Origin of the sequence: Nocardioides zeae, assembly GCF_030818655.1 — a bacterium.
GTDB classification, from domain to species: Bacteria; Actinomycetota; Actinomycetes; order Propionibacteriales; family Nocardioidaceae; genus Nocardioides; species Nocardioides zeae_A.
This window is the reverse complement of sequence record NZ_JAUTAN010000001.1, coordinates 3,802,193-3,821,886: the sequence shown is the minus strand read 5'-3', so window position 1 is coordinate 3,821,886 and position 19,694 is coordinate 3,802,193. Positions and strand designations below refer to the sequence as shown.

The window sequence follows — 19,694 nt, the reverse complement described above, 5'->3', positions numbered from 1 at the left end:
GCCGCTCCCCCCGCGACGCCCCCGGCCGACGGCCGGGGGCGTCGTGCGTTCCATGGGATCATCGGGGCCGGGGGTCGGGAGCAGCCGGACGCGGGTCGGAGGTCGTGGATGGTCGAGGTGGGTCCGGAGCAGCGCGCGCTCTTCGAGGAGTCGGGGATCCCGCTCTACGAGGAGGTGCTGGCCGGGGGCGGCCTGGCCGACGACGACCCGCGCATCGCCCGCGGCGGGGCGTTGCACGCGCCGTACGCGCTCCTGGTGGAGCTCGGCCTGCTCGGGCTCGACCCGCGCACCAAGCGGTGGGTGGCGGTCGACCCCACCGCGGCGACCTCCCAGGTCGTCACCCCGCTCGGGCAGCGCGGCGCGGAGCTGCTGGCCGAGTCGTCGGCGTGGGCCCGCACGTTCGGCGCGCTCTCGCAGGCGTGGCGCCGCGCGCCGCAGCCAGCCGCCGGGCCGATCACCGAGATCCGTGGCGACGCCATCGACCCCTACATCGCCGCCGTGGTGGCCGACGCCGAGTCCGAGCTGCTCACCGCGCAGCCGCAGGTCGGCCGCAACTCCGGCTCGCTGGCGAAGGCCGCCGAGCGCGACGTGCGGGCGCTGGAGCGCGGCGTGCGGATGCGCACGCTCTACCAGCACGCGGCGCGCCGCAGCTCGATCACGCACAAGTACGTCGCGACCGTCACCGAGCGCGGCGCCGAGGTGCGCACGCTCGACGAGTTCTTCAACCGCATGATCGTGGTCGACCGGATGGTCGCCATCATCCCGGGCCGGGAGGGCCACTCGGTGGCCATCGCCATCCGCGAGCCCTCGCTCGTGGCCTACCTCGTCGACGTCTTCGAGCGGCACTGGGAGCGCGGTCGGGCGTTCTCCAACAACGAGAGCTCCATGCTGCGGGACATCGCGGCGGAGCAGCGGGCCATGACCATCCGGATGCTCATCGAGGGCCACGCGGACCCGGTGAGCGCGAAGCGGCTCGGCGTCAGCCCCCGCACCTACGCGGGCTACGTCGCGGACCTGAAGGACGAGTTCGAGGCGCAGACGCGCTTCCAGCTCGGCTACACGATGGGGCAGCGCGGCGTGTCCGGGCACGAGCGTCCCGAGTCGTCCTGAGGCACCGGGGCCCGGGAAGAGAACAAGGGCGGTGGCGCATGGCGCCACCGCCCTCACACCTGAGGCGAGCCGGGGGGCAGGGACCGCACTGTGGGGGTTGGGTTGGTCCTCGCCTCAGGAGCTGGTGGGGGTCAGGATCAGCCCTGGCCCCAGCTGGTGTCGCTCGGCTCGTCCTGGACGGGGGCGGTCTGGACGACGGCGATGCGCTTCTTCTGGCCCCAGCTGGTGTCGGCGTGGGCGGAGCCGGCGGCGGCGCCGATCAGGCCGATGCTGACGGCGGCAGCAGCGACCGCGAGTCCGGCGCGGCGGACGAACTTCATGGTGGCTCCCTCGTTGCGCTGACAGTGACGGGTCCCTCTGGCCCGCTCGTCCCATACTGCTGCATGAGAAGGGTTCCCGTCAGGGAAAGGCCGGGTCATGTCTGTGCAATGCGATTTCCTGCAGGAATGTGCAGTCCGGGAGAACGACTGAGCCCCACGGGCGGACCCGTGGGGCTCAGGCACTGCGGAGGCGGAGGGATTTGAACCCTCGATGGGGTTGTAGCCCCAAACCCGCTTAGCAGGCGGGCGCCATAGACCGGACTAGGCGACGCCTCCTCGACAGCCGTCACAGGCTACACAGAGCAGCCGGGCCGCGCCCAATCAGGTGGCGCTCAGAGCCGGCGCAGGCCCCGGCCCCGCATCAGCCGCTCGTGGACCAGCTCGACGAACTGCTCCCGGTCGCCCGCGAGGAACGTGACGGGGATGGTCGTGGACCCCCCGTCCTTGAGCCGCAGCACCACGCAGGGCTCGTCCGCGACGTACGTCGTCACGGCGTCCTCGACGTCCACCCACCGCGCGCGGGTCACGCCCGCGCCGCGCACGAGGCGCACCAGGTAGCCGTCCTCGGTCAGGCGCACGACGTAGGCGCGGGTCAGCAGGTGCAACCCCGCGGCCCCGAGCAGGAACAGCAGCACCGCGACGACGAGCACGGGCACGGCCGGGGAGACGTCGAGGAGCCAGGCGCCCGCGAAGAGCACGACGGCGACCACGCCGAGGACGACGACGGCGGTGCCGAGGAGCCGGGCGGCGACGGCGGGGGCGAGGCGGATGTCCTGCTGCACCGGACCATTGTCCCCCACGGCATGTGGTGACACGTGTCACACTCGTGGCGGGACCCGTCCCGACCGTCCCCGACCGTCGCCCGAGGAGATGAACGTGCGCACCCCCCACCCCGCCCTCCACGCGCTGCACGTCGCCCTCGACGCGCTGCCGCCCCCGCACAGCCGCCAGGGACCGGCGCTCGGCAACTGGCGCTGGACCGTGCGCCAGCGGCTCGCCGGCGTGCGCAGCCTGCTGCTCAACGAGACCGACACCTACGGACCGGCGTGGCGCGCACCGGAGGGCTCCGGCCTGCTCGACGCGCGCAACACGCTCCTCGAGCGGGTGCGGGTCTACGACACCCTCATGCTCCAGACCCCCGAGCCCGACGTGGTGCGGCGCGACCTCATGCGGCTGCTCATCGACGTCGACAACCACACGGCCCGCGTGCGGGACGCCCTCGCCGCGTCACCCCCGGCCTGAGGGGTCCCGAGCACCCCTACACTCAGGTCCCGACGCGTGGCTGCGGCCGCGCTCGGGAGGGGTGCCGGAGTGGCCGATCGGAACCGCCTTGAAAGCGGTCGTGGGGAGACCCACCGCGGGTTCGAATCCCGCCCCCTCTGCTCAGCCGGGTCAGGCGGGGTCGAGCACCACGAGCACGTCGCCCTCCTGGATGACGTCGCCCGGCGCCACCTTGATCTCGCGCACCCGACCGGCCTGCTCGGGGTGCACGGGGATCTCCATCTTCATGGACTCCAGCAGCAGCACGGTGCTCAGCGGGGTGACGTCGTCACCGACCGCGCAGCCGACCTCGACCACCGACGCCACCATCTCGGCGACGACCTCCACGACCTGCTTGCGAGCCATGGGCACGACGCTAGCCGTTACCGTGGGGTAGGACGGCCTCGGAGCAGCCTCAGAGCAGCGGACGCGTCCGGGACGGCTCGGGACGCACGGCGCTGCGCTCCTCGTTGCGCCGGGCCCGCGAGCCGCGGGAGCCGGTGAGGGCGAGGTCGGCGCGGATCACGACGTAGGCGATCACGAAGCCGATCACCAGGGAGTAGACGACCCCGAGGAGTGCCTGCAGCAGCGTCGCCGAGGGGTTCATGACCCCGTTGGCGACGGGCGCCGTCGCGGCCACGCCGAAGATGCAGAGCCACCAGCCCTGGCGGCGGCGGGCCCGCATGTAGGTGCCCCAGGCCAGGGCGGGCACGCCCAGGGCCGCCTGGATCGGACGCGGCACGCCCCCGACGGTCTCGAGCATCCAGCTGGCGGAGTCGAGCACCGACCCGACGACGGACGTGGCGCCGTAGCGGCGGAGGGCCTCGGCGTACGCCAGGATCACCGCCAGCACGAGCGAGCCCACGACGACGGCGATCACCCCGCGGCGACCGAGGCCGTGGAGGCCGGCGCCGAGGCGGTAGACGAGGCCGAGGACGACGAGGAACGACAGCGCGAGCACGGTGTACTCGAACCGCGCCAGCGAGATCGTCGGGGCGTAGCCGACGGCCGCGACCGCAGCACCACCCGACAGCACCACCGCGATGACGACCTCGCGCACCGCGATGAGGAACTGGCGGGCGGGCACCGTGGCCATCACGCCGAGCACGGCCCCGACGGTGCAGGTCATGACCGCCGCCCCCGTGCGCAGCTCCTGGGTGTCGAGGAGGAGCACGGCCGCGCCCGCCACCGCGGCCAGCGCGGCGAAGACGATCGGGCGGCCGCCGGTGCGGGCGGCGAGCGCCCACGTGTAGGCGCTCGTCACCGCGACGGCGCCGATGCCCTCCGTGACGTCGGGCAGCACGCCGGTCCCCCCGAGCACCAGGAGCGCCAGTCCGCCGACGACCAGCAGCCACCAGGCACCGAGGCGGCGTTCACGGGAGACGGTGGGGGTCGGCACGGCGGGCAAGGCTACAGCCGCCGGTTGGCCAGCGACGGATTCGTGCGGCGGGCGTCCTCGAGCACGGACCGCCGCACCTCCCCCACGAGCACCTCGGCGTCGGGGCCCGCCTCCGCCACCACGGCCCCCAGCGGGTCGAGCAGCACCGAGTGGCCGCTGTAGCGCGGAGCGGGCTGGCCGGTCGCCGCGACGTACGCGGTGTTCTCGATCGCGCGGGCCGCCGCGAGCGTGCTCCAGTGCCGGACCTTGCCCTCCCCGGCCACCCAGGCCGCCGGGCAGACGAGCACCTCGGCGCCGTGGTCGACGACGAGCGTGCGGGCGAGCTCCGGGAAGCGCAGGTCGTAGCAGGTCAGCAGGCCCAGCCGGAACCCCGCGACGTCGACGGTCACCGGCGCCATCGGGCCGGCGAGCAGCCGGTCGGACTCCCGGTAGCCGAAGGAGTCGTAGAGGTGGATCTTGCGGTACGACGCGCGCACGCCCCCGCCGTCGACCACCACCAGCGTGTTGAACGGGCGGCCCGGGTCGTCCGAGCGCTCGAACATCCCGGCGACGACGGTCGTGCCCGTCGCACCGGCCGCGGCGACGGCAGCGGTGACGAACGGACCCTCGAGGGTCTCGGCGTGCGCGGAGACGTCGGAGCCGGCCTTGCCGAAGTCGCGGGCGAAGACCTCCGGCAGCACGACGAGGTCGACCTCCGGGCCCGCCTCGGCGACACGGGCGGCGAGCCGGTCGCGGTTCACCGCCGGGTCGAGGTCGGAGGCCTCCTGCACGAGCGCGACACGCATGAGACCCAGGGTAGGCGGCCTACGCTCGTCCCCATGCGTGCTGTCATCGCCCCCGAGCCGGGAGGGCCCGAGGCCCTCGTCCTGACCGAGCGCCCCGACCCCGAGCCGGGTCCGGGCGAGGTGCTCCTGGAGGTCGCCGCCACCGCCGTCAACCGCGCCGACCTGCTGCAGCGGCAGGGGTTCTATCCGCCGCCGCCCGGCGCGAGCGACGTGCTCGGGCTCGAGTGCAGCGGCACCGTCGTCGCGCTGGGCGACGGCGTCGCGGCGGACGGCCGCTGGTCGGTCGGCGACGAGGTGTGCGCGCTGCTGGCGGGCGGAGGCTACGCCACCCACGTCGTCGTCCCCGCCGGCCAGCTCATGCCGCTGCCGCCGGGCGTCGACCTCGTCACCGCGGCCGCGTTGCCCGAGGTGGCCTGCACCGTCTGGTCGAACGTGGTGACCGTCGGCGGGCTCGCCGCGGGCGACACCTTCCTCGTGCACGGCGGGGCCGGCGGCATCGGCACGTTCGCCATCCAGCTCGCCAGCGCCCTCGGGGCCCGGGTGTTCACGACGGCCGGCTCGGCCGAGAAGCGGGCGTTCTGCGAGGAGCTCGGCGCCGAGCGCGCGATCGACTACCGCGAGGAGGACTTCGTCGCGGTGCTGAAGGAGGCCGGCGGGGCGGACGTCGTGCTCGACAACATGGGCGCGAAGTACCTGGGCCGCAACGTCGACGCCCTCGCCACGGAGGGACGGCTCGTCGTCATCGGCATGCAGGGCGGCGCCAAGGGCGAGCTCGACCTCGGTCGCCTGCTCGCCAAGCGCGCGTCGGTGCACGCCACCTCGCTGCGGGCCCGGCCCGTCGACGAGAAGACGGCCATCTGCGCCGCGGTCGCCGAGCACGTGTGGCCCCTCGTGGGCTCCGGGGCGGTGCGCCCGATCGTGCACGCGACGCTGCCGCTCGACCGCGCCGCGGAGGCGCACGGCCTGCTCGAGGCGTCGTCCCACTCCGGCAAGGTGCTCCTGACCCCTCAGTAGGCTCGGGGTCATGAGCGACGAGGCGCAGGACGGGCAGCAGCAGGACCAGGCCGACCAGGTCGTCATCATCGGTCCCGACGGCCAGCCCGTCGGCACCGTGCCGGCCAGCGCGCTCGCGGGCCGCGTGGCGACCGCGGACGACGCCGACGGGTCCGACGGGTCCGACGGCGAGACCCACCCGCGCGACCTGGTCGAGCAGCCCGCCAAGGTCATGCGCATCGGCAGCATGATCCGCCAGCTGCTGGAGGAGGTGAAGGCCGCGCCGCTCGACGAGGCCAGCCGCAACCGCCTCAAGGAGATCCACCAGTCGTCCATCAAGGAGCTCGAGGCGGGCCTGGCGCCGGAGCTGGTCGAGGAGCTGCAGCGGCTCTCGCTGCCGTTCGCGGAGGGCACCCCGAGCGACGCCGAGCTCCGCATCGCCCAGGCGCAGCTCGTGGGCTGGCTCGAGGGCCTGTTCCACGGGATCCAGACGGCGATCTACGCCCAGCAGATGGCGGCCCGGGCCCAGCTCGAGCAGATGCGGCGGGCCCTGCCCGGCGGTCAGGGCGCGCCGGGTGTCCCCGGCCCGGTCCGGGGCGACGAGGGCGAGGCGCCGCGGTCGGGCGGCATGTATCTCTGAGCCGCCCGGCCGACCAGCCGCACGGCCGCCCGCGTCAGCGGCGGCGGCCGGTGATGCGGGCCAGCAGGGCCGTGCCCGCGAGCCCGAAGACCCCGATGGCGGCCAGCAGCAGCCCGGGGAGGGCGAGCCCGGCCGCACTGGGGCCGGTGTCGCCGTCGGACACGTCGGACCAGGTCACCTCCGCGGGGGCCGCCACGTCGGGCTGCTCCCCCTGGGCGATGACCTCCTCCACGGCGGTGAGCTGACCGGTCGACAGGAAGCTGCAGGTCTCGGCGGCCAGCACGCCGGTCTCGGCGTCGGTGGCCGCGCCGAGCAGCACCACGTAACGGACCCCGGCCTCCGGGGGCATCCCCTTGCCCGTGGCGTCGGCGCCGACCGCCACCTGCACCTCGCGCGGCGCGAGGTCGCCGGCGAGCACGCGCTCGACGTCGAGCCGCACGTCGAGCGGCACGGAGTCGGCCACGCCGGACGTCCCGGGCGTGGTGGGGCCGCCCTCGGTGGTCGCGGCGGCGACGTCGGTGACGATGCCGACCACGACGGAGTCGGCCGCGGCGACCTGGTCCTCCAGGGTGCCGTCGCAGGCGCTGGCGGGCGCCGCGGCGTACGTCGGGACCGCGGTCGCGCCGACGGCCGCGGGCGCGAGCAGCAGGCCGCCCGTGACGGCGACGACGGCCCCGGCGACGCGGTGGCGTCGGGCGGGTCGATCGTTCATCGGGGTCCTCCTGGGCTCTGGTCGTCGGCGCCGGCCCATCCTGCCAGACCGAACAGCGCGGCCAAGGTGGCTGCGACCCCGTCCTCGTCGTGGCGGCCGGCCACGGCGTCGGCCGCGGCGACGGCGTCGGGGTGCGCGTCCGCCATGGCCCAGGAGCGTCCGACCCAGGTCAGCATCGGCACGTCGTTGGGCATGTCGCCGAAGGCGACGACGTCCGCCGCCTCCACGCCGAGCTCGGCGCAGAGGGTGGCGAGCGTGGTGGCCTTGGTGACGCCGCGGGCGCTGATCTCCACGAGCGCGGTGGTCGACGACCAGGTCACGGTGGCGAGGTCACCGACGGTGGCGTCGAGGGCGCGCCAGTAGTCCTCCGGGTCGGCCTCGTCGTGCCGGGCGAGGAGCTTGACGCAGGCGGGTGCGTCGTCCGCGACGAGCTCCGCGAGCGGGGCCACGACGGGCTCGGGGCCCCGGTGCGGCCGGCCACCGCCGGGGCGCGGCCGCCACTCCGGCTCGTGCGCGAAGCCCGTCAGCGTCTCGAGGGCGAACATCGTGCCCGGGACCGCGGCGCGGACCCGGTCGGCGACGTCGAGGAGGGTCGCCGGGGCGATGGCGAAGGCGTCGCGCACCTCCCGGGCCGCCACGTCGAAGACGATGCCGCCGTTGGAGCAGATGGCGAGGCCGTGGCCACCGACGTCCACCCAGAGGTCCTCCATCCAGCGGACGGGACGGCCGGTGACGAACACGACGGGCACGTCGTGCTCCTCCTCGAGGGCCACGAGCACCGCACGCGTGCGGTCGCTGACCCGGCCGTCGGCGCCGAGCAGCGTGCCGTCGAGGTCGGTCGCGACGAGGCGGGGGCGGCGGGTCACGGACGCGACCTCAGCCGAACCAGCGGTCGATCTCGACCGCCGCACCGTCGTCGTCGACGGTGCCGGTCACCGCGTCGGCCGCGTCGCGCACCACCTGGACCGCCTGGCCCATCGCGACGCCCCGGCCGGCCCACGCCAGCATCTCGACGTCGTTGCGGCCGTCGCCGATCGCGAGCACGTCGGCGGCCTCGAGACCGAGGTCGGCGCACACGTGGTCGAGGCCGGAGGCCTTGGAGACCCCCACCGGCGTGAGGTCGAGCCACGCCGTCCAGCCGACGACGTAGTCGGTGCCCTGCAGGCCCAGCCGACCCGCCATCTCCACGAACTCCTCCGCGGTCGCCTGCGGGTCCCGCACGATGACGCGGCTGACGGGCTTCGCGACCATGTCGTCGAGGTCGGTGACGACGAGCTCGCCGTCCAGCTCGCCCTCCGGGAACGGGCGGCTCACGTGGTAGCCCTGCCCGCCGCGGTCCTCGACCGCGATCAGCGCGGTCGGCTGCTGCTCGAGCACGGCCCGCACGGCGTCGCGCGCGTCGAAGGTCTCCTCGTGCACCACCTCGAGGGGGGCGTACCGGCTGAGCACGGCGCCGTTCGACGCCACGATCCACAACCGGTCGTCGCCGCTCGGCGTCTCCTGGCCCCGCAGGCCCAGGAGGTCGGCCACGGGCGTCATCGCGTGCACCGAGCGGCCGCTGGACAGCACGACGTGGGCGCCGGCGTCCATCGCCCGGCCGATGGCCGCGACGACCGCGGGGCTCACCTCCTCGTGGGGCGTGCCGGAGCCGTCGACCCAGCGCAGCAGCGTGCCGTCGATGTCGAGCGCGACGAGGCGGGGGCGCCACCCGGGCTCAGGCACCGACCACCTCGAGGACCTCGCGCCCGCCGAGGTAGGGGCGGAGCGCAGCGGGCACCCGGACGCTGCCGTCGGGCAGCTGGTGGGTCTCGAGGATCGCCACGATGGTGCGCGTCATCGCGCACAGCGTGCCGTTGAGCGTGGCGATCGGCTTCGTGCCGTCCGCGAACCGTCCGCGCGTGTCGAGGCGCCGCGTCTGGAAGTCGGTGCAGTTCGACGTCGACGTCAGCTCGCGGTACTTGCCCTGCGTCGGGATCCACGCCTCGCAGTCGAACTTGCGCTGGGCGCTGAGGCCGAGGTCGCCCGCGGCGACGTCGATGACCCGGTAGGCCAGCTCGAGCTTGTCGAGAAACGCCTTCTCCCAGCCCAGCAGGCGCTGGTGCTCGGCCTCGGCGTCCTCGAGCGTCGTGTAGACGAACATCTCGACCTTGTCGAACCAGTGCACCCGGATGATGCCCCGGGTGTCGCGGCCGTGCGAGCCGGCCTCCTTGCGGTAGCAGGGGCTGAACGCGGCGTACCGGAGCGGCAGCGAGCCGGCGTCGAGGATCTCGTCGGCGTGGTAGGCCGCCATCGGCACCTCGGAGGTGCCGACGAGGTACATGTCCTGGCCCTCGATGCGGTAGACGTCGTCGGCCGCCTGGCCGAGGAAGCCCGTGCCCGCCATGGCCTCCGGCTTCACGAGCGCGGGCGGGATGACCTCGGTGAAGCCCGACTCGTGCGCCTGGTCCATCGCCATGTTGACGAGGGCTCGCTCCAGCTGCGCCCCGACGCCGGTGAGGAAGTAGAACCGGCTGCCCGAGACCTTGGCGCCCCGCTCGATGTCGATCGCGCCCAGCAGCCGGCCGAGCTCGACGTGGTCCCGCGGCTTGAAGCCCTCAGCGGCGAAGTCCCGCGGCGTGCCGACCTCCTCGAGCACGACGAAGTCGTCCTCGCCGCCCGCCGGCGTCGCGTCGGCGGCGGGGTTCGGGATGGAGAGCAGCGCGTCCTGCCAGGCGGCCTCGGCGGCCTTCTGCTGCTCCTCGGCCGCCTTCACCTCGGCGGCGAGCGTCTTGGTGCGGGCGAGCAGCTCCTGCTTCTCCTCGGGCGCGGCCTTCGGGATCAGCTTGCCGACCTGCTTCTGCTCCGCCCGCTTGGCCTCGAACACCGCGATCGCGTCGCGACGGGTGCGGTCGGCCGTCAGCGCGACGTCGACGACCTCGTCGGAGAGCCCCCGCTTGGCCTGGGCGGCACGGATGCGGTCGGGGTCGTCACGGAGCAGGCGGGGGTCGATCATGGGGGCGAGGCTATCGCCCGACCTCAGAGCAGCTCGGTGCGGCGGTCCGCCTTGAGGCCCTCGACGATCTTCTTCACGTCCTGCGCGCGGGCGCGCGTCGTCACGAGGAGCGCGTCGCCGGTGTCGACCACCACCACGTCGTCGAGGCCCACGACCGCGATGTCGCGCTGGCCGTCGGCCACGACGATGCCCGAGGCGTCGATGGTGCGCACCCGCGCGGGGTCGCCCAGCACGGCGAGGCCGCTGCCCGGGTCGCCGTCCTCGGTGTCGGCCCCGAGCAGCCCGGCCAGGGCGTCGAAGTCGCCGACGTCGTCCCAGTCGAACGTGCCGGGGACCGTCGCGACGACGCCCTGCTCGGCCGCCGGCTCCGCGACGGCGTGGTCGATGGCGATCTTCTCGAGGCCCGGCCACCGCTCGTCGAGGCGCGTCGGATCGGCCGCGATCTCCCGGAGGCCCGCGGCCAGGTCGGGGTGGTTCGCCGCCAGCAGGTCGAGCAGCACCCGCGCGCGGACGACGAACATGCCGCCGTTCCAGCGGTACTGCCCCGTCGCCAGGTACGCCGCGGCCCGCTCCGCGTCGGGCTTCTCGACGAACTCCTGGACGACCCGGGCGGTGCCGCCGCCCGCGGGGTCCACGAGGTCGCCCGAGCGGATGTAGCCGAACGCCGTGGAGGGGTGGGTGGGCTCGATGCCGATCGTGACGACGACCTCGCGGGCGGCGGCGAGCGCCACGGCCTCGGACACGCAGGCCGTGAAGCCGTCGACGTCGTGGATCACCTGGTCGGCGGCGAACGAGCCGAGCACGGCCTCGGGGTCGCGGGCCTCGAGCACCGCGGCGGCGAGGCCGATCGCGGCCATCGAGTCGCGCGGCGTGGGCTCGGCGAGGAGCTGGTCGGCGGGCAGGTCGGGCAGCTGGGAGACGACGGCGTCCCGGTGGGCCGTGCCGGTGACGACGAGCACGCGCTCGCCGGCCAGGGGCTGCACGCGGTCCCAGGTCTGCTGCAGGAGCGAGCGGCCCGAGCGGGTGAGGTCGTGGAGGAACTTGGGGCGACCCGCCCGCGACACCGGCCACAGCCGTGTGCCGGCGCCGCCCGCGGGGATGACCGCCCAGAACCGCTCGTTGCCCGTCATGGGGGGAGAATCTCACGGAGCCCGGGGCGCCGCCGGGGAAGGCCGGGGCCCGCGGTGTGACGTGCATACTCTCCCGGGTGCCCTGCCGGGCCCTGCGCGCCCGGCCCCACCCCCGTCGTACGCCGCTGCACCCGCCGCGGAAGGAGACCGCATGCTCGACCGTTCCCGCACGTTGCTGCTCGGCTGGGCGGCCGTCTGCCTCGTGCTGCTCGCCGGGCTGGGCGCGGCCGTCACGAGCGGGTGGGGTCCTCTGGTCGGGCTCGACGACCGGGGCGAGGGGGTGCAGTCGTGGCGGACGGACGTCGACTGGCTGCGCGACCTGCTGGCCGGGGTGGAGCTGGTCTTCGGCACCGTCGGGGTGACGATCATGACCGTCGTGCTGGCGCTCGCGCTGGTGCGCACGCAGCGCCGGGCCGCGATCTACGTCGTCGTCGTCATGCTGGCGACGGCCCTGGCGACGACCGCGATCAAGCTGGTCGTCGGGCGCCCGCGACCGGACTGGCAGGACGTGGTCGGCACCCTCACCAGCAAGTCGTTCCCCTCCGGCCACGTGTCGTCCGTGACGGCGCTGGCGGGCGTCTGCCTCGTGCTGTCGGTGATGGTGGTGCGCCGCAAGACCGTACGGCGCGTGGTCGTCGCCGTCGGCGTGCTGCTCGTCGTCGTGGTCGCGCTCGACCGGGTGCTGCTCGGCCGCCACTACCCGACGGACACCGTCGGCGGGGCGCTGCTCGGCGCCGCGATGGTGCTCGCCGGACTCGCCCTCTACTCGCCGCTGCCGCGCAGCATCGCGGTGCGGGCGGAGCCGCTGCCGGAGGTCTACTCCTCCGAGCGCCGCCTCGCGGTCGTGCTCAACCCGATCAAGGTCGAGGACGTCGAGGTGTTCCGCACGGTGGTGACCCGCCTCGCGACGGAGGCGGGCTGGTCGGAACCGGACTGGTACCTCACGACCATCGAGGACCCCGGCACGGGCATGGCGCACGCCGCCGCCACCGCCGGGGCCGACCTCGTGCTCGTCTGCGGCGGCGACGGCACCGTGCGGGAGGTCTGCGCGGAGCTGGCCGGCACCGGCGTGCCCGTCGGCATCATCCCCGCGGGCACCGGCAACCTGCTGGCCCGCAACCTCGACATCCCGCTCTACCTGCGCTCCGCGATCGACGTCGGCCTCAACGGCCAGGACCGGGCGATCGACCTCGTCCACGTCGGCGGCGACGGCATCGAGGACACCCACTTCATGGTGATGGCCGGCATGGGCTTCGACGCCGCGATCATGGAGGGCGTCAACGAGGACATCAAGAAGAAGGTCGGCTGGCTGGCCTACGTGCTCTCGGGCATGAAGTCGCTCATGTTCCCCGCCGTCAAGGTCGACATCACCGTCGACGGCGGCGAGACGACGACCCACCGCGCCCGCACCGTCGTCGTGGGCAACGTCGGCTACCTCCAGGCCGGCATGCCGCTCCTGCCCGACGCGACCATCGACGACGGGATGCTCGACGTCGTGCTGCTGCACCCGCGCCGCTTCTGGTCGTGGATCCCGCTCGCCACGCGCGTGCTCTTCAAGCGCCAGCGCACCGACGACACCATCAACCGCTTCCGGGGCCGCTCCATCGTCGTGCGCGCCCACACCGACACCCCGCGCCAGCTCGACGGCGACTCGATCGGCTCGGGCCGCGAGCTGCGCATGGAGTGCATCCACGGGCGGCTGCTCGTGCGCGTGCCGCGCTGAGCCTCAGTCCCGCCGCGGCGGGCACGCGACTCAGGCCCGGGTGAGATGAGTGCGCGCGCGGAGCCGCCCCCCGGGAAAGAAAACGCGGACCCGGGCCGGGGCCGTCCCGGCTGGGGGAAAGAAAACGCGGATGGGCGGCACCCTCGTACGGCGTGTCGCACGCCCGGAGTCCGCACTCTTCTCGACCCGGATCAGGCCGGCGCGCACTTTCCTCCACCCGCACGGATCACGGCCCGACCACCGTCCGCGTTTTCTTCTCCCTGGGCATCAGGGCCGCGCTGAGCCTCAGTCCCGCCGCGGCGGGCCCAGCCCGTCGACCTCGCGCTCGCGGACGAGCTCGTCGGCGATGTCGACGAGCTTGCGGTTCTGCTCCTGCGACAGCCGGCGGAGCACCTCGAACGCCACGGTCTCCTCGAGCTCGAAGCGCTCCATGACGATGCCCATCGCCGCGCCGATGCGGGTGCGGCGGGTCATGGCGTCGAGCATCCGCTCGACGTCGTGGGCGGCGGCGAGGGCCACGGCGCCGTGGGTGGCGAGGACCTGGGCGCTCTCCCGCTCCTCGTGCCCGAAGCCGCCGACGGCGTCGGAGTAGAGCGTCAGCACGCCCACCTCGTCGCGCTGCGTCGCGAGGCGCAGGCTCAGCAGGGAACGGACCCCGAGGTCACCGGCGATCTCGCTCGACCAGTCCGGCCAGCGGCTCTCCGCCGCCAGGTCGTAGGAGTGCACCAGCGCCTCGCCGCGCAGGGCGTCGAGCGCGGGGCCCTCGTCGAGCACCTGCTGCAGCTCGTCGGCGCGGCGCACGCGCGGGTCGGTGGCGGCGACGTTGCTCAGCGAGCCGTCGGAGCCGAGCACGGCGAGAGTGGCCTCGGTGCAGGAGGGCAGCAGGTCGCGGGACGCGGCCACCAGCTGCTCCCGGGTGGCGTCCACCCCTCGCAGGTCGTGCAGCTCGAGGGCGAGCTCCGCCATTCGTCGACCGAGGTCCGACACGCGCACGTCGAGCAACCTTCATCCGCAGCCTGGGCACATGTCACCCTCGGCTGCCTGCTCAACCGCAGGACATAAGTTGCCAGGTCAGGGGGCCCCCGAGCAAATGAGGCGCGCAGCCGGTCGGGAAATGGGCGGTTGGGGTCGGTCCGCCTCGACCGAGGTCGTCCCAGCTGCACAGTTCTGCCGCCCGCTCGGGCCCGTGGCCCCGAGCGCCCTTCCTCCCGGCAGCTCAGTCGCCGGTGAGCCGACCGCCCCCCACGACCTCGCCCGCGAGCTCGTGGAGCTTGCGGTTCTGCTCCTGGGAGAGGCGGCGCAGCACCTCGAAGGCCACCGGCTGGGTGAGGCCGTGCCGCTCCATGACGATGCCGATCGCCGCGCCGATCCGGGTGCGGCGCTCCATCGCGGCGTGGAGGTCGTCCACGTCGGAGGACGCCGCGATGGCGACGGCGGTGTGCGCAGCAAGGGTGAGGGCGGTCTCCCGCTCGTCGTGGTCGAAGCCCCCGACCTCGGTCGAGTAGAGGTTGAGGGCGCCGATGTCGTCGCGCCGCGTCCACAGCCGTACGGCGAGCATCGAGCGCGCCCCGAGGTCGGGCACCACCTGCTCCACCCACCGGGGCCAGCGGTCGTCGGCCGCGAGGTCGGCGGAGTGCACGACGGCGTCGTCGCGGATGGCCTGGACGCAGGGGCCCTCGCCCAGCTCGTACTGGAGGCGGTCGCCCTTGAGCACCGCGTCGTCGGTGGCCGCGACCGTCTCGAGGGTGCCGTCGCGGTGGAGCATCGTCAGGCCCGCACCGGTGCAGGACGGGATCGTCTCCACCGCTGCGCGCACCGCCTGGTCGGCGGTGTCCGCGGTGCCGCGCGTCCCGTCGAGGTCCCGCGCCAGCTCGGCCATCCGGCGGCTGAGATCGTTCATGGGGCAGAGATTGGCAGCGACCTCCGGACGCTGCAAGCCGTCACGGCCGGGCCGCGCCGATCGCCTCCGCCTCCTCCGGCGAGAGCTGCTGCTCGCTGCTCCAGGCGCTGACGGTCTTCGCGTAGGTGCGGGCCTCGCTGCGCCCGTGGATGGAGGTCACGACCGCGCCGGAGCCCGTGTCGTCGAGCAGGGCGAGGCTCCACGACAGGTGCCCGCCCATGTCGCCGTGCGCGTCGTACCGCACCACCGCGAGGTGCCGCAGCGATCCCGCGGCCTCCGACCGCAGCGTCGCGACCTCCTGCCGGAGGCCGAGCACGTCGGCCGGCACGTCCGCGTCGGGGGTGGGACGCGCCGTACGCCGCAGCGCCGCCACCGCCACCCCGAGGCTGGCAGCGGCGAGGGCGAGGGCGAGCACGACGACGATCCACACGGCCGCGACCCTAGTCGGTGGCGGACCGCGGCCGTGGGAGCGTCAGCTCAGCAGCAGGTCGACGTCGCCGGTCGGGTCGCCGGCGTCGTCGTAGAGCTCGACGACGATGGTGTACGTGCCCGGGTCGAGCTCGAGGTCGAGCCACTCGTCGTCGTGCTCGAGCCCGGCGTCGGCGTAGTCGACCTCCTCGCCGTCGGCGTCGAGCACCGTCACGACCAGGTCGCCGTCCTCGATGTGGTTGACGACATCGAGCAGCACCCAGCCCTCGGTCGCGACGTCGAGCGTCACCTCGAGCTCGCCGTCCTCGAGCGACGTGACGAGGAGGCCGTCCTCCGCGCCCGCCAGCGTCGCGTCGGCGCGCGGCAGGTCGTAGGCGTCGGGCTCGCGCTCGAGGCCGTCCGAGTAGCCGCCCTCGTAGGACTCCACGTCCAGCGTGACCCCCGGACCAGCGGCGACGACGAGGCCGGCGCACGGACCCTCGTCGGTCCAGCAGTAGCTCGCCGTGCCCGGCCCGGTGGCGACGACCTCGCCGTCCTCGGCGGCAGCCTCGACGGCGTCCGCCGTGAACGACGCGACGCCGTAGGCGCCGTACTGCAGCTCGACCGGGTCCCCCAGGGCGACGGTCGGCACGGCGCCGACGTTGACGGTCACGGCGACCTCGGCGCTCCGCTGCTCGGCCAGCTGCACGTGCACCAGCTGGTCGCCGGACTCGTCCACGGTCACCGCGGTGACGACGGGCTCGCCCTCGGCCGCCTCGTCCCACAGCCCGCGCTCGACGACGCTCGCGTAGTCGGGGAAGGAGGGATCAGCCGACTGGTAGACGTCGAGCCCGTCGACCTCGACCCCCGGCTCGACCGCCACCGACAGCACGTCGCCCGCCTCGGCCGGGACCTCCAGCAGCGCCGCGCCGGCCTCGTCGAACGTCACCGCCGTCGTGCCGGTCCCGACGGGGATCCGCTCGCCGTCCGTGGGGTCGCCCAGGAGCTGCGTCAGCCATGCCTCCGGCAGCTCGGCCGCCACGGTGGCGAGGTTGTCGTAGAGCGTCGCCAGCGGGTCGACCTGGTAGCCGCCCTCCACCTCGACGAGGGTCAGCACGAGACCGTCGATCGTCGTCGCGTCGACGAAGTCCGCCGGCAGGCACTCCTCCTCGCCCTCGACCGTCAGGCAGGAGCCGTCGAGCACGAGGTCGACGTCGTCGGAGTGCGCGCCCTCGACGGCCGTGCCCTCCGCGGCGAGCCGGTCGACCCGCAGCCGCACGAGCCCGTTCGCGTCGCTGATCTGCGTGGTCGCGAGGTCGGTCACCGCGAGGTCGAGCGCCAGACCGTCGGAGTCCACGAGGTCCTGCAGGGCCGACGCGAAGGGGTAGAGCCCGCCGACCAGGTCCACGGGCAGCGCGTCGAGCACGTCGGCGACCTGACCGTCACCGAAGCTCTCGACGAGCAGCCGGATCGCGTCGTCCGGGGTCGCACCCACCGCGCGGTCGCCGCTCTCCGCGGCGTCGAGCGCCGTCGCGAGCGCCGCGAAGTCGGGCGCGGGCGCCTCGGTGACGCGGGCGACGACGTCGGCGACCGTGCCGACGATGCTGACGTGCCAGCGGTCGTCGTGGCGCACCACGAGGAAGGTCGTGTCGACGTCGGCACCCTCGTCGGCACCGTCCTCCAGGTCGTCCCCCGACCAGGAGAACGGCATCGCCACGTAGCTCCACAGCGCGGCCAGCGGCACCTCGAGGCGGTCCAGCTCCACGGGCTCGTCGGCGAGGCTGTCGGCGACGTCCTCCTCCGGGGTGGAGGCGTACCAGCCGTAGCCGTCGTCGATGCCGTCGAACGACCGCGACGGGCCCTCGGACACGACCACCGAGCCGGACCCCGAGGCGTCGGACTCGACCTCGATCGACGCGAACGCTCCCAGCCCGACGAGCGCACCCAGCGGCCCGAAGGTCTCCGCGACGTCGATCGGGGCGCCGTCCTCGCGCTCGACCACGAACGTGCCGCCCTCGACGGTCACCCGCGCGACGCCGTCGGCGAGCTGCTCGGACGACAGGTCGAGGTCCTCGATGCTCGCGACGAGTCCCTCGCCCGCGAGCGCGGCGGCGTCGACGTCGAGGCTGGCGAGCCGCTGCTCGACGGCCTCCTGCAGCGCGTCAGCCCCGCGCGCCTCCCCCGGGCTGAGCGCCGCGATCGAGGCGACGCCGTCCTCGGCGGCCATGCCCTCGAGGAAGTCCTCGACGGCCTGCTCCGGCGACGAGGCACCGGACGCGAACCCGGCGAGCGCGCGCACCGCGGCGACGCCGAGCAGCACCACGGCGAGGGCGACGAGGGCGAGCACGAGCCAGGTACGGCGCCCGTCGCGCCCCGCCGGGTCGGTGGACGGCACGGGCCGTGGCGGCAGCGGCGGCAGGACGGAGGCGTGGCTCATCGGGGGTTCTCCTCGAGGGTCGGCGACCGGCGGTCGGTGCCGAGGGCGGCGAGGGCGACGAGCGCCCCCAGTGCGGCGAGCAGCGCCCCGGACCCGGGCCGGGCGCCGCTCAGGTGGGTGGGGTCGAGGTCCGCGACGCGCACGAGCAGCAGACCGGTCACGGCGACGGCGAGGAGGCCGAGGAGGGCGCGCACGCGGCGTACCCCACGGCCCGGCAGGGCGGCTCCGGCCAGCAGCGCCGCCCCCAGCAGCGGGAGCGCGACGAGGGCGACCACCTCGGCCGTCGAGACCGACGGCAGGGAGCCGGCCCGGACGAGGCCGAGCACGTCGACGGGGGCCGTCGTGGACAGCGCGCCGCGGGACGTCCAGGTCAGCAACGACTGGACCACCAGCGCGGTGCCCGCCACCGCCCAGAGGGCAGGCGCGACCGCGGTCGCCCACGACCGACGTCCCCCCATGTGCCCTCCCCCCGGCGTGCTCGCCCGCGGGCGTCGAGGAAGGGTACGGCGCACGCGCGCCGCGACGCAGCGCAATGGCTGGGCGGGGGTGTACCGGTCCAGTCCGCCCGGAATCCACGGCGGGACCACTACGGTGGCCCGCATGACGGCGACGACGACGGCCGGGTGGGGTGCCGACAGCGAGGTGGGACGCCTGCGCACGGTGGTGCTGCACCGGCCCGGCGCCGAGCTGCGCCGGCTCACCCCCCGCAACAACGACCGGCTCCTCTTCGACGGGATCCCCTGGGTGGGACGCGCCCAGGAGGAGCACGACGCCTTCGCCCAGGCGCTGCGCGACCGCGACGTCGAGGTGCTCTACCTGACCGACCTGCTGACGGAGACCTTCGCGTCGCCGGAGGCGCGCGGGGACGCGATCGCCGGCGTGCTCCGCAGCCGCCACCTCGGCGACACCCTGCGCGACTACCTGGCCGACCACCTGGCCGACGCCTCGCCGGCCGAGCTCACCGAGGCCCTCACCGCCGGCATCCGCAACGACGAGGTGCGCGGCGGGCACGGGTTGGTGACCTCGCTGCTCGCCCCCGACGACTTCCTCGTCGACCCGCTCCCCAACCTGCTCTTCACCCGCGACTCCAGCGTGTGGGTGCGCGACCGCGTGGCCGTCACCAGCCTGGCGATGCCCGCCCGCAGCCGGGAGACGCAGCTGACCGAGCTGATCTACGCGCGCCACCCCCGGTTCGCCGGTGCGGAGCGGATCCACGGCTGGCACAACGAGTACGTCGAGGGTGGGGACGTCCTGCTCCTCGCGCCCGGCGTGATCGCCGTCGGGGTCGGCGAGCGGTCGACGCCCGCCGGGGTCGAGCGCCTCGCGCGCCAGGCCTTCCACGGCGGGCTCGCCCACACCGTGCTGGCCGTCCCGATCGCGCAGGAGCGCGCCACGATGCACCTCGACACCGTCTGCACGATGGTCGACGTCGACAAGGTGGTGATGTATCCCAACGTCGCCGACACGCTCCGCGCGCACGCCGTCACCCTGGCGGAGCCCGTCGGCGACCGCAGCGAGTCCGAGCTGGTGCTCCGCGTCGCGCCGGCCGCCCCGTTCCTCGAGGCCGCAGCGGCCGCGATGGGCATCGACCGGCTGCACCGGATCGACACCGGCCTCGACCCCGTGACCGCCGAGCGCGAGCAGTGGGACGACGGCAACAACACGCTGGCGCTGGCGCCACGGGTCGCGGTCGCCTACGAGCGCAACGACGAGACCAACGCGCGGCTCGAGGAGGCCGGCATCGAGGTCGTGCGGATCGCCGGGTCCGAGCTGGGCTCCGGCCGCGGCGGGCCCCGCTGCATGAGCTGCCCGGTGCTGCGCGACCCCCTCGACTGACGCTGGACCGATACCCGCGTGACCCCGACCGCCTCGGCGCGTTGGGGGG

Annotated in this window: 21 protein-coding genes and 2 tRNA genes; 7 read left to right on the top strand and 16 right to left on the bottom strand. The window is 74.5% G+C overall.

From position 1 onward, the window contains the following. The first annotated feature begins 108 nt into the window (after window positions 1–108). The gene (locus tag QE405_RS18155; protein ID WP_307203338.1) at window positions 109–1,110 is read left to right on the top strand and encodes a LuxR family transcriptional regulator; all 1,002 of its coding nucleotides are present in this window, start codon (window positions 109–111) and stop codon (window positions 1,108–1,110) included. A gap of 137 nt (window positions 1,111–1,247) precedes the next feature. Here QE405_RS18155 and QE405_RS18150 read toward each other — a convergent pair whose 3' ends face one another. From QE405_RS18150 to QE405_RS18140, 3 genes are all read right to left on the bottom strand, one after another. Next, window positions 1,248–1,430 carry a hypothetical protein gene (locus QE405_RS18150; RefSeq protein WP_307203332.1) on the bottom strand — a complete coding sequence of 61 codons (183 nt, stop codon included), beginning with the start codon at window positions 1,428–1,430 and terminating at the stop codon, window positions 1,248–1,250. A gap of 185 nt (window positions 1,431–1,615) precedes the next feature. Further along, window positions 1,616–1,706: transfer RNA gene (locus QE405_RS18145), tRNA-Ser, on the bottom strand. Between the two features lie 56 nt (window positions 1,707–1,762). Beyond that, complete coding sequence (locus tag QE405_RS18140) at window positions 1,763–2,212, bottom strand: hypothetical protein (RefSeq protein ID WP_307203328.1); 450 nt, start codon at window positions 2,210–2,212, stop codon at window positions 1,763–1,765. 94 nt (window positions 2,213–2,306) lie between these two features. On the opposite strand from QE405_RS18140, the gene QE405_RS18135 reads away from it, so the two are divergent. Then, complete coding sequence (locus QE405_RS18135) at window positions 2,307–2,672, top strand: hypothetical protein (RefSeq protein WP_307203325.1); 366 nt, start codon at window positions 2,307–2,309, stop codon at window positions 2,670–2,672. A gap of 55 nt (window positions 2,673–2,727) precedes the next feature. Then, window positions 2,728–2,812: transfer RNA gene (locus QE405_RS18130), tRNA-Ser, on the top strand. A 10-nt stretch (window positions 2,813–2,822) separates the two neighbouring features. On the opposite strand, the gene QE405_RS18125 is transcribed toward QE405_RS18130, so the two are convergent. Genes QE405_RS18125 through QE405_RS18115 form a run of 3 tightly spaced genes read right to left on the bottom strand, consistent with a single transcriptional unit; the run spans window position 2,823 to window position 4,874 of the window. After that, a complete protein-coding gene (locus tag QE405_RS18125) occupies window positions 2,823–3,056 on the bottom strand; it encodes a biotin/lipoyl-binding carrier protein (RefSeq protein ID WP_307203321.1) in 234 nt (77 codons plus the stop codon). A gap of 49 nt (window positions 3,057–3,105) precedes the next feature. Further along, on the bottom strand, window positions 3,106–4,089 hold the full coding sequence (locus QE405_RS18120; protein WP_307203319.1) for a hypothetical protein: 984 nt from the start codon (window positions 4,087–4,089) through the stop codon (window positions 3,106–3,108). Between the two features lie 11 nt (window positions 4,090–4,100). Then, entirely contained in the window at window positions 4,101–4,874 is a 774-nt protein-coding gene (locus tag QE405_RS18115) for a carbon-nitrogen hydrolase family protein (protein WP_307203317.1), read from the bottom strand. Window positions 4,875–4,907: 33 nt separating this feature from the next. Here QE405_RS18115 and QE405_RS18110 point away from each other — a divergent pair, with 33 nt between their 5' ends. Both QE405_RS18110 and QE405_RS18105 read left to right on the top strand, forming a co-directional pair. Continuing rightward, window positions 4,908–5,888: an NAD(P)H-quinone oxidoreductase gene (locus tag QE405_RS18110; RefSeq protein ID WP_307203315.1), complete on the top strand. Its 981-nt coding sequence runs from the start codon at window positions 4,908–4,910 to the stop codon at window positions 5,886–5,888. 10 nt (window positions 5,889–5,898) lie between these two features. Next, window positions 5,899–6,507, top strand: a complete 609-nt coding sequence (locus tag QE405_RS18105) for a bacterial proteasome activator family protein (RefSeq protein WP_307203313.1) — start codon at window positions 5,899–5,901, stop codon at window positions 6,505–6,507. 34 nt (window positions 6,508–6,541) lie between these two features. On the opposite strand, the gene QE405_RS18100 is transcribed toward QE405_RS18105, so the two are convergent. Genes QE405_RS18100 through QE405_RS18080 form a run of 5 tightly spaced genes read right to left on the bottom strand, consistent with a single transcriptional unit; the run spans window position 6,542 to window position 11,341 of the window. Further along, a complete protein-coding gene (locus QE405_RS18100; RefSeq protein ID WP_307203311.1) occupies window positions 6,542–7,219 on the bottom strand; it encodes a hypothetical protein in 678 nt (225 codons plus the stop codon). Then, window positions 7,216–8,085, bottom strand: coding sequence for an HAD family hydrolase (locus tag QE405_RS18095; protein WP_307203309.1), 870 nt, complete (start codon window positions 8,083–8,085; stop codon window positions 7,216–7,218). The genes QE405_RS18100 and QE405_RS18095 overlap by 4 nt, the downstream gene beginning before the upstream one ends. 10 nt (window positions 8,086–8,095) lie before the next feature. Beyond that, window positions 8,096–8,941: an HAD family hydrolase gene (locus QE405_RS18090; protein WP_307203308.1), complete on the bottom strand. Its 846-nt coding sequence runs from the start codon at window positions 8,939–8,941 to the stop codon at window positions 8,096–8,098. Continuing rightward, a complete protein-coding gene (gene serS / locus QE405_RS18085; RefSeq protein ID WP_307203306.1) occupies window positions 8,934–10,211 on the bottom strand; it encodes a serine--tRNA ligase in 1,278 nt (425 codons plus the stop codon). The genes QE405_RS18090 and serS overlap by 8 nt, the downstream gene beginning before the upstream one ends. Before the next feature lie 23 nt (window positions 10,212–10,234). Then, entirely contained in the window at window positions 10,235–11,341 is a 1,107-nt protein-coding gene (locus QE405_RS18080; protein ID WP_307203304.1) for a mannose-1-phosphate guanylyltransferase, read from the bottom strand. 151 nt (window positions 11,342–11,492) lie between these two features. On the opposite strand from QE405_RS18080, the gene QE405_RS18075 reads away from it, so the two are divergent. Then, window positions 11,493–13,064 (top strand): YegS/Rv2252/BmrU family lipid kinase, encoded by a 1,572-nt coding sequence (locus QE405_RS18075; RefSeq protein WP_307203302.1) that lies wholly within the window; start codon window positions 11,493–11,495, stop codon window positions 13,062–13,064. Window positions 13,065–13,349: 285 nt separating this feature from the next. Here the strand turns inward: QE405_RS18075 and QE405_RS18070 are convergent, their stop codons facing one another. The 5 genes from QE405_RS18070 to QE405_RS18050 all read right to left on the bottom strand — a co-directional run bounded on the left by QE405_RS18070 (window position 13,350) and on the right by QE405_RS18050 (window position 18,267). After that, window positions 13,350–14,057: a GAF and ANTAR domain-containing protein gene (locus QE405_RS18070; protein ID WP_307203300.1), complete on the bottom strand. Its 708-nt coding sequence runs from the start codon at window positions 14,055–14,057 to the stop codon at window positions 13,350–13,352. Between the two features lie 223 nt (window positions 14,058–14,280). Then, window positions 14,281–14,964 carry a GAF and ANTAR domain-containing protein gene (locus tag QE405_RS18065; protein WP_307203297.1) on the bottom strand — a complete coding sequence of 228 codons (684 nt, stop codon included), beginning with the start codon at window positions 14,962–14,964 and terminating at the stop codon, window positions 14,281–14,283. Between the two features lie 40 nt (window positions 14,965–15,004). Beyond that, window positions 15,005–15,394, bottom strand: coding sequence for a DUF4446 family protein (locus QE405_RS18060; protein WP_307203295.1), 390 nt, complete (start codon window positions 15,392–15,394; stop codon window positions 15,005–15,007). Window positions 15,395–15,436: 42 nt separating this feature from the next. Then, window positions 15,437–17,809 (bottom strand): hypothetical protein, encoded by a 2,373-nt coding sequence (locus QE405_RS18055; RefSeq protein ID WP_307203293.1) that lies wholly within the window; start codon window positions 17,807–17,809, stop codon window positions 15,437–15,439. After that, a complete protein-coding gene (locus QE405_RS18050) occupies window positions 17,806–18,267 on the bottom strand; it encodes a hypothetical protein (protein ID WP_307203291.1) in 462 nt (153 codons plus the stop codon). The genes QE405_RS18055 and QE405_RS18050 overlap by 4 nt, the downstream gene beginning before the upstream one ends. A gap of 142 nt (window positions 18,268–18,409) precedes the next feature. On the opposite strand from QE405_RS18050, the gene QE405_RS18045 reads away from it, so the two are divergent. Next, window positions 18,410–19,645, top strand: a complete 1,236-nt coding sequence (locus QE405_RS18045) for an arginine deiminase (RefSeq protein WP_307203289.1) — start codon at window positions 18,410–18,412, stop codon at window positions 19,643–19,645. Window positions 19,646–19,694: the final 49 nt, after the last annotated feature.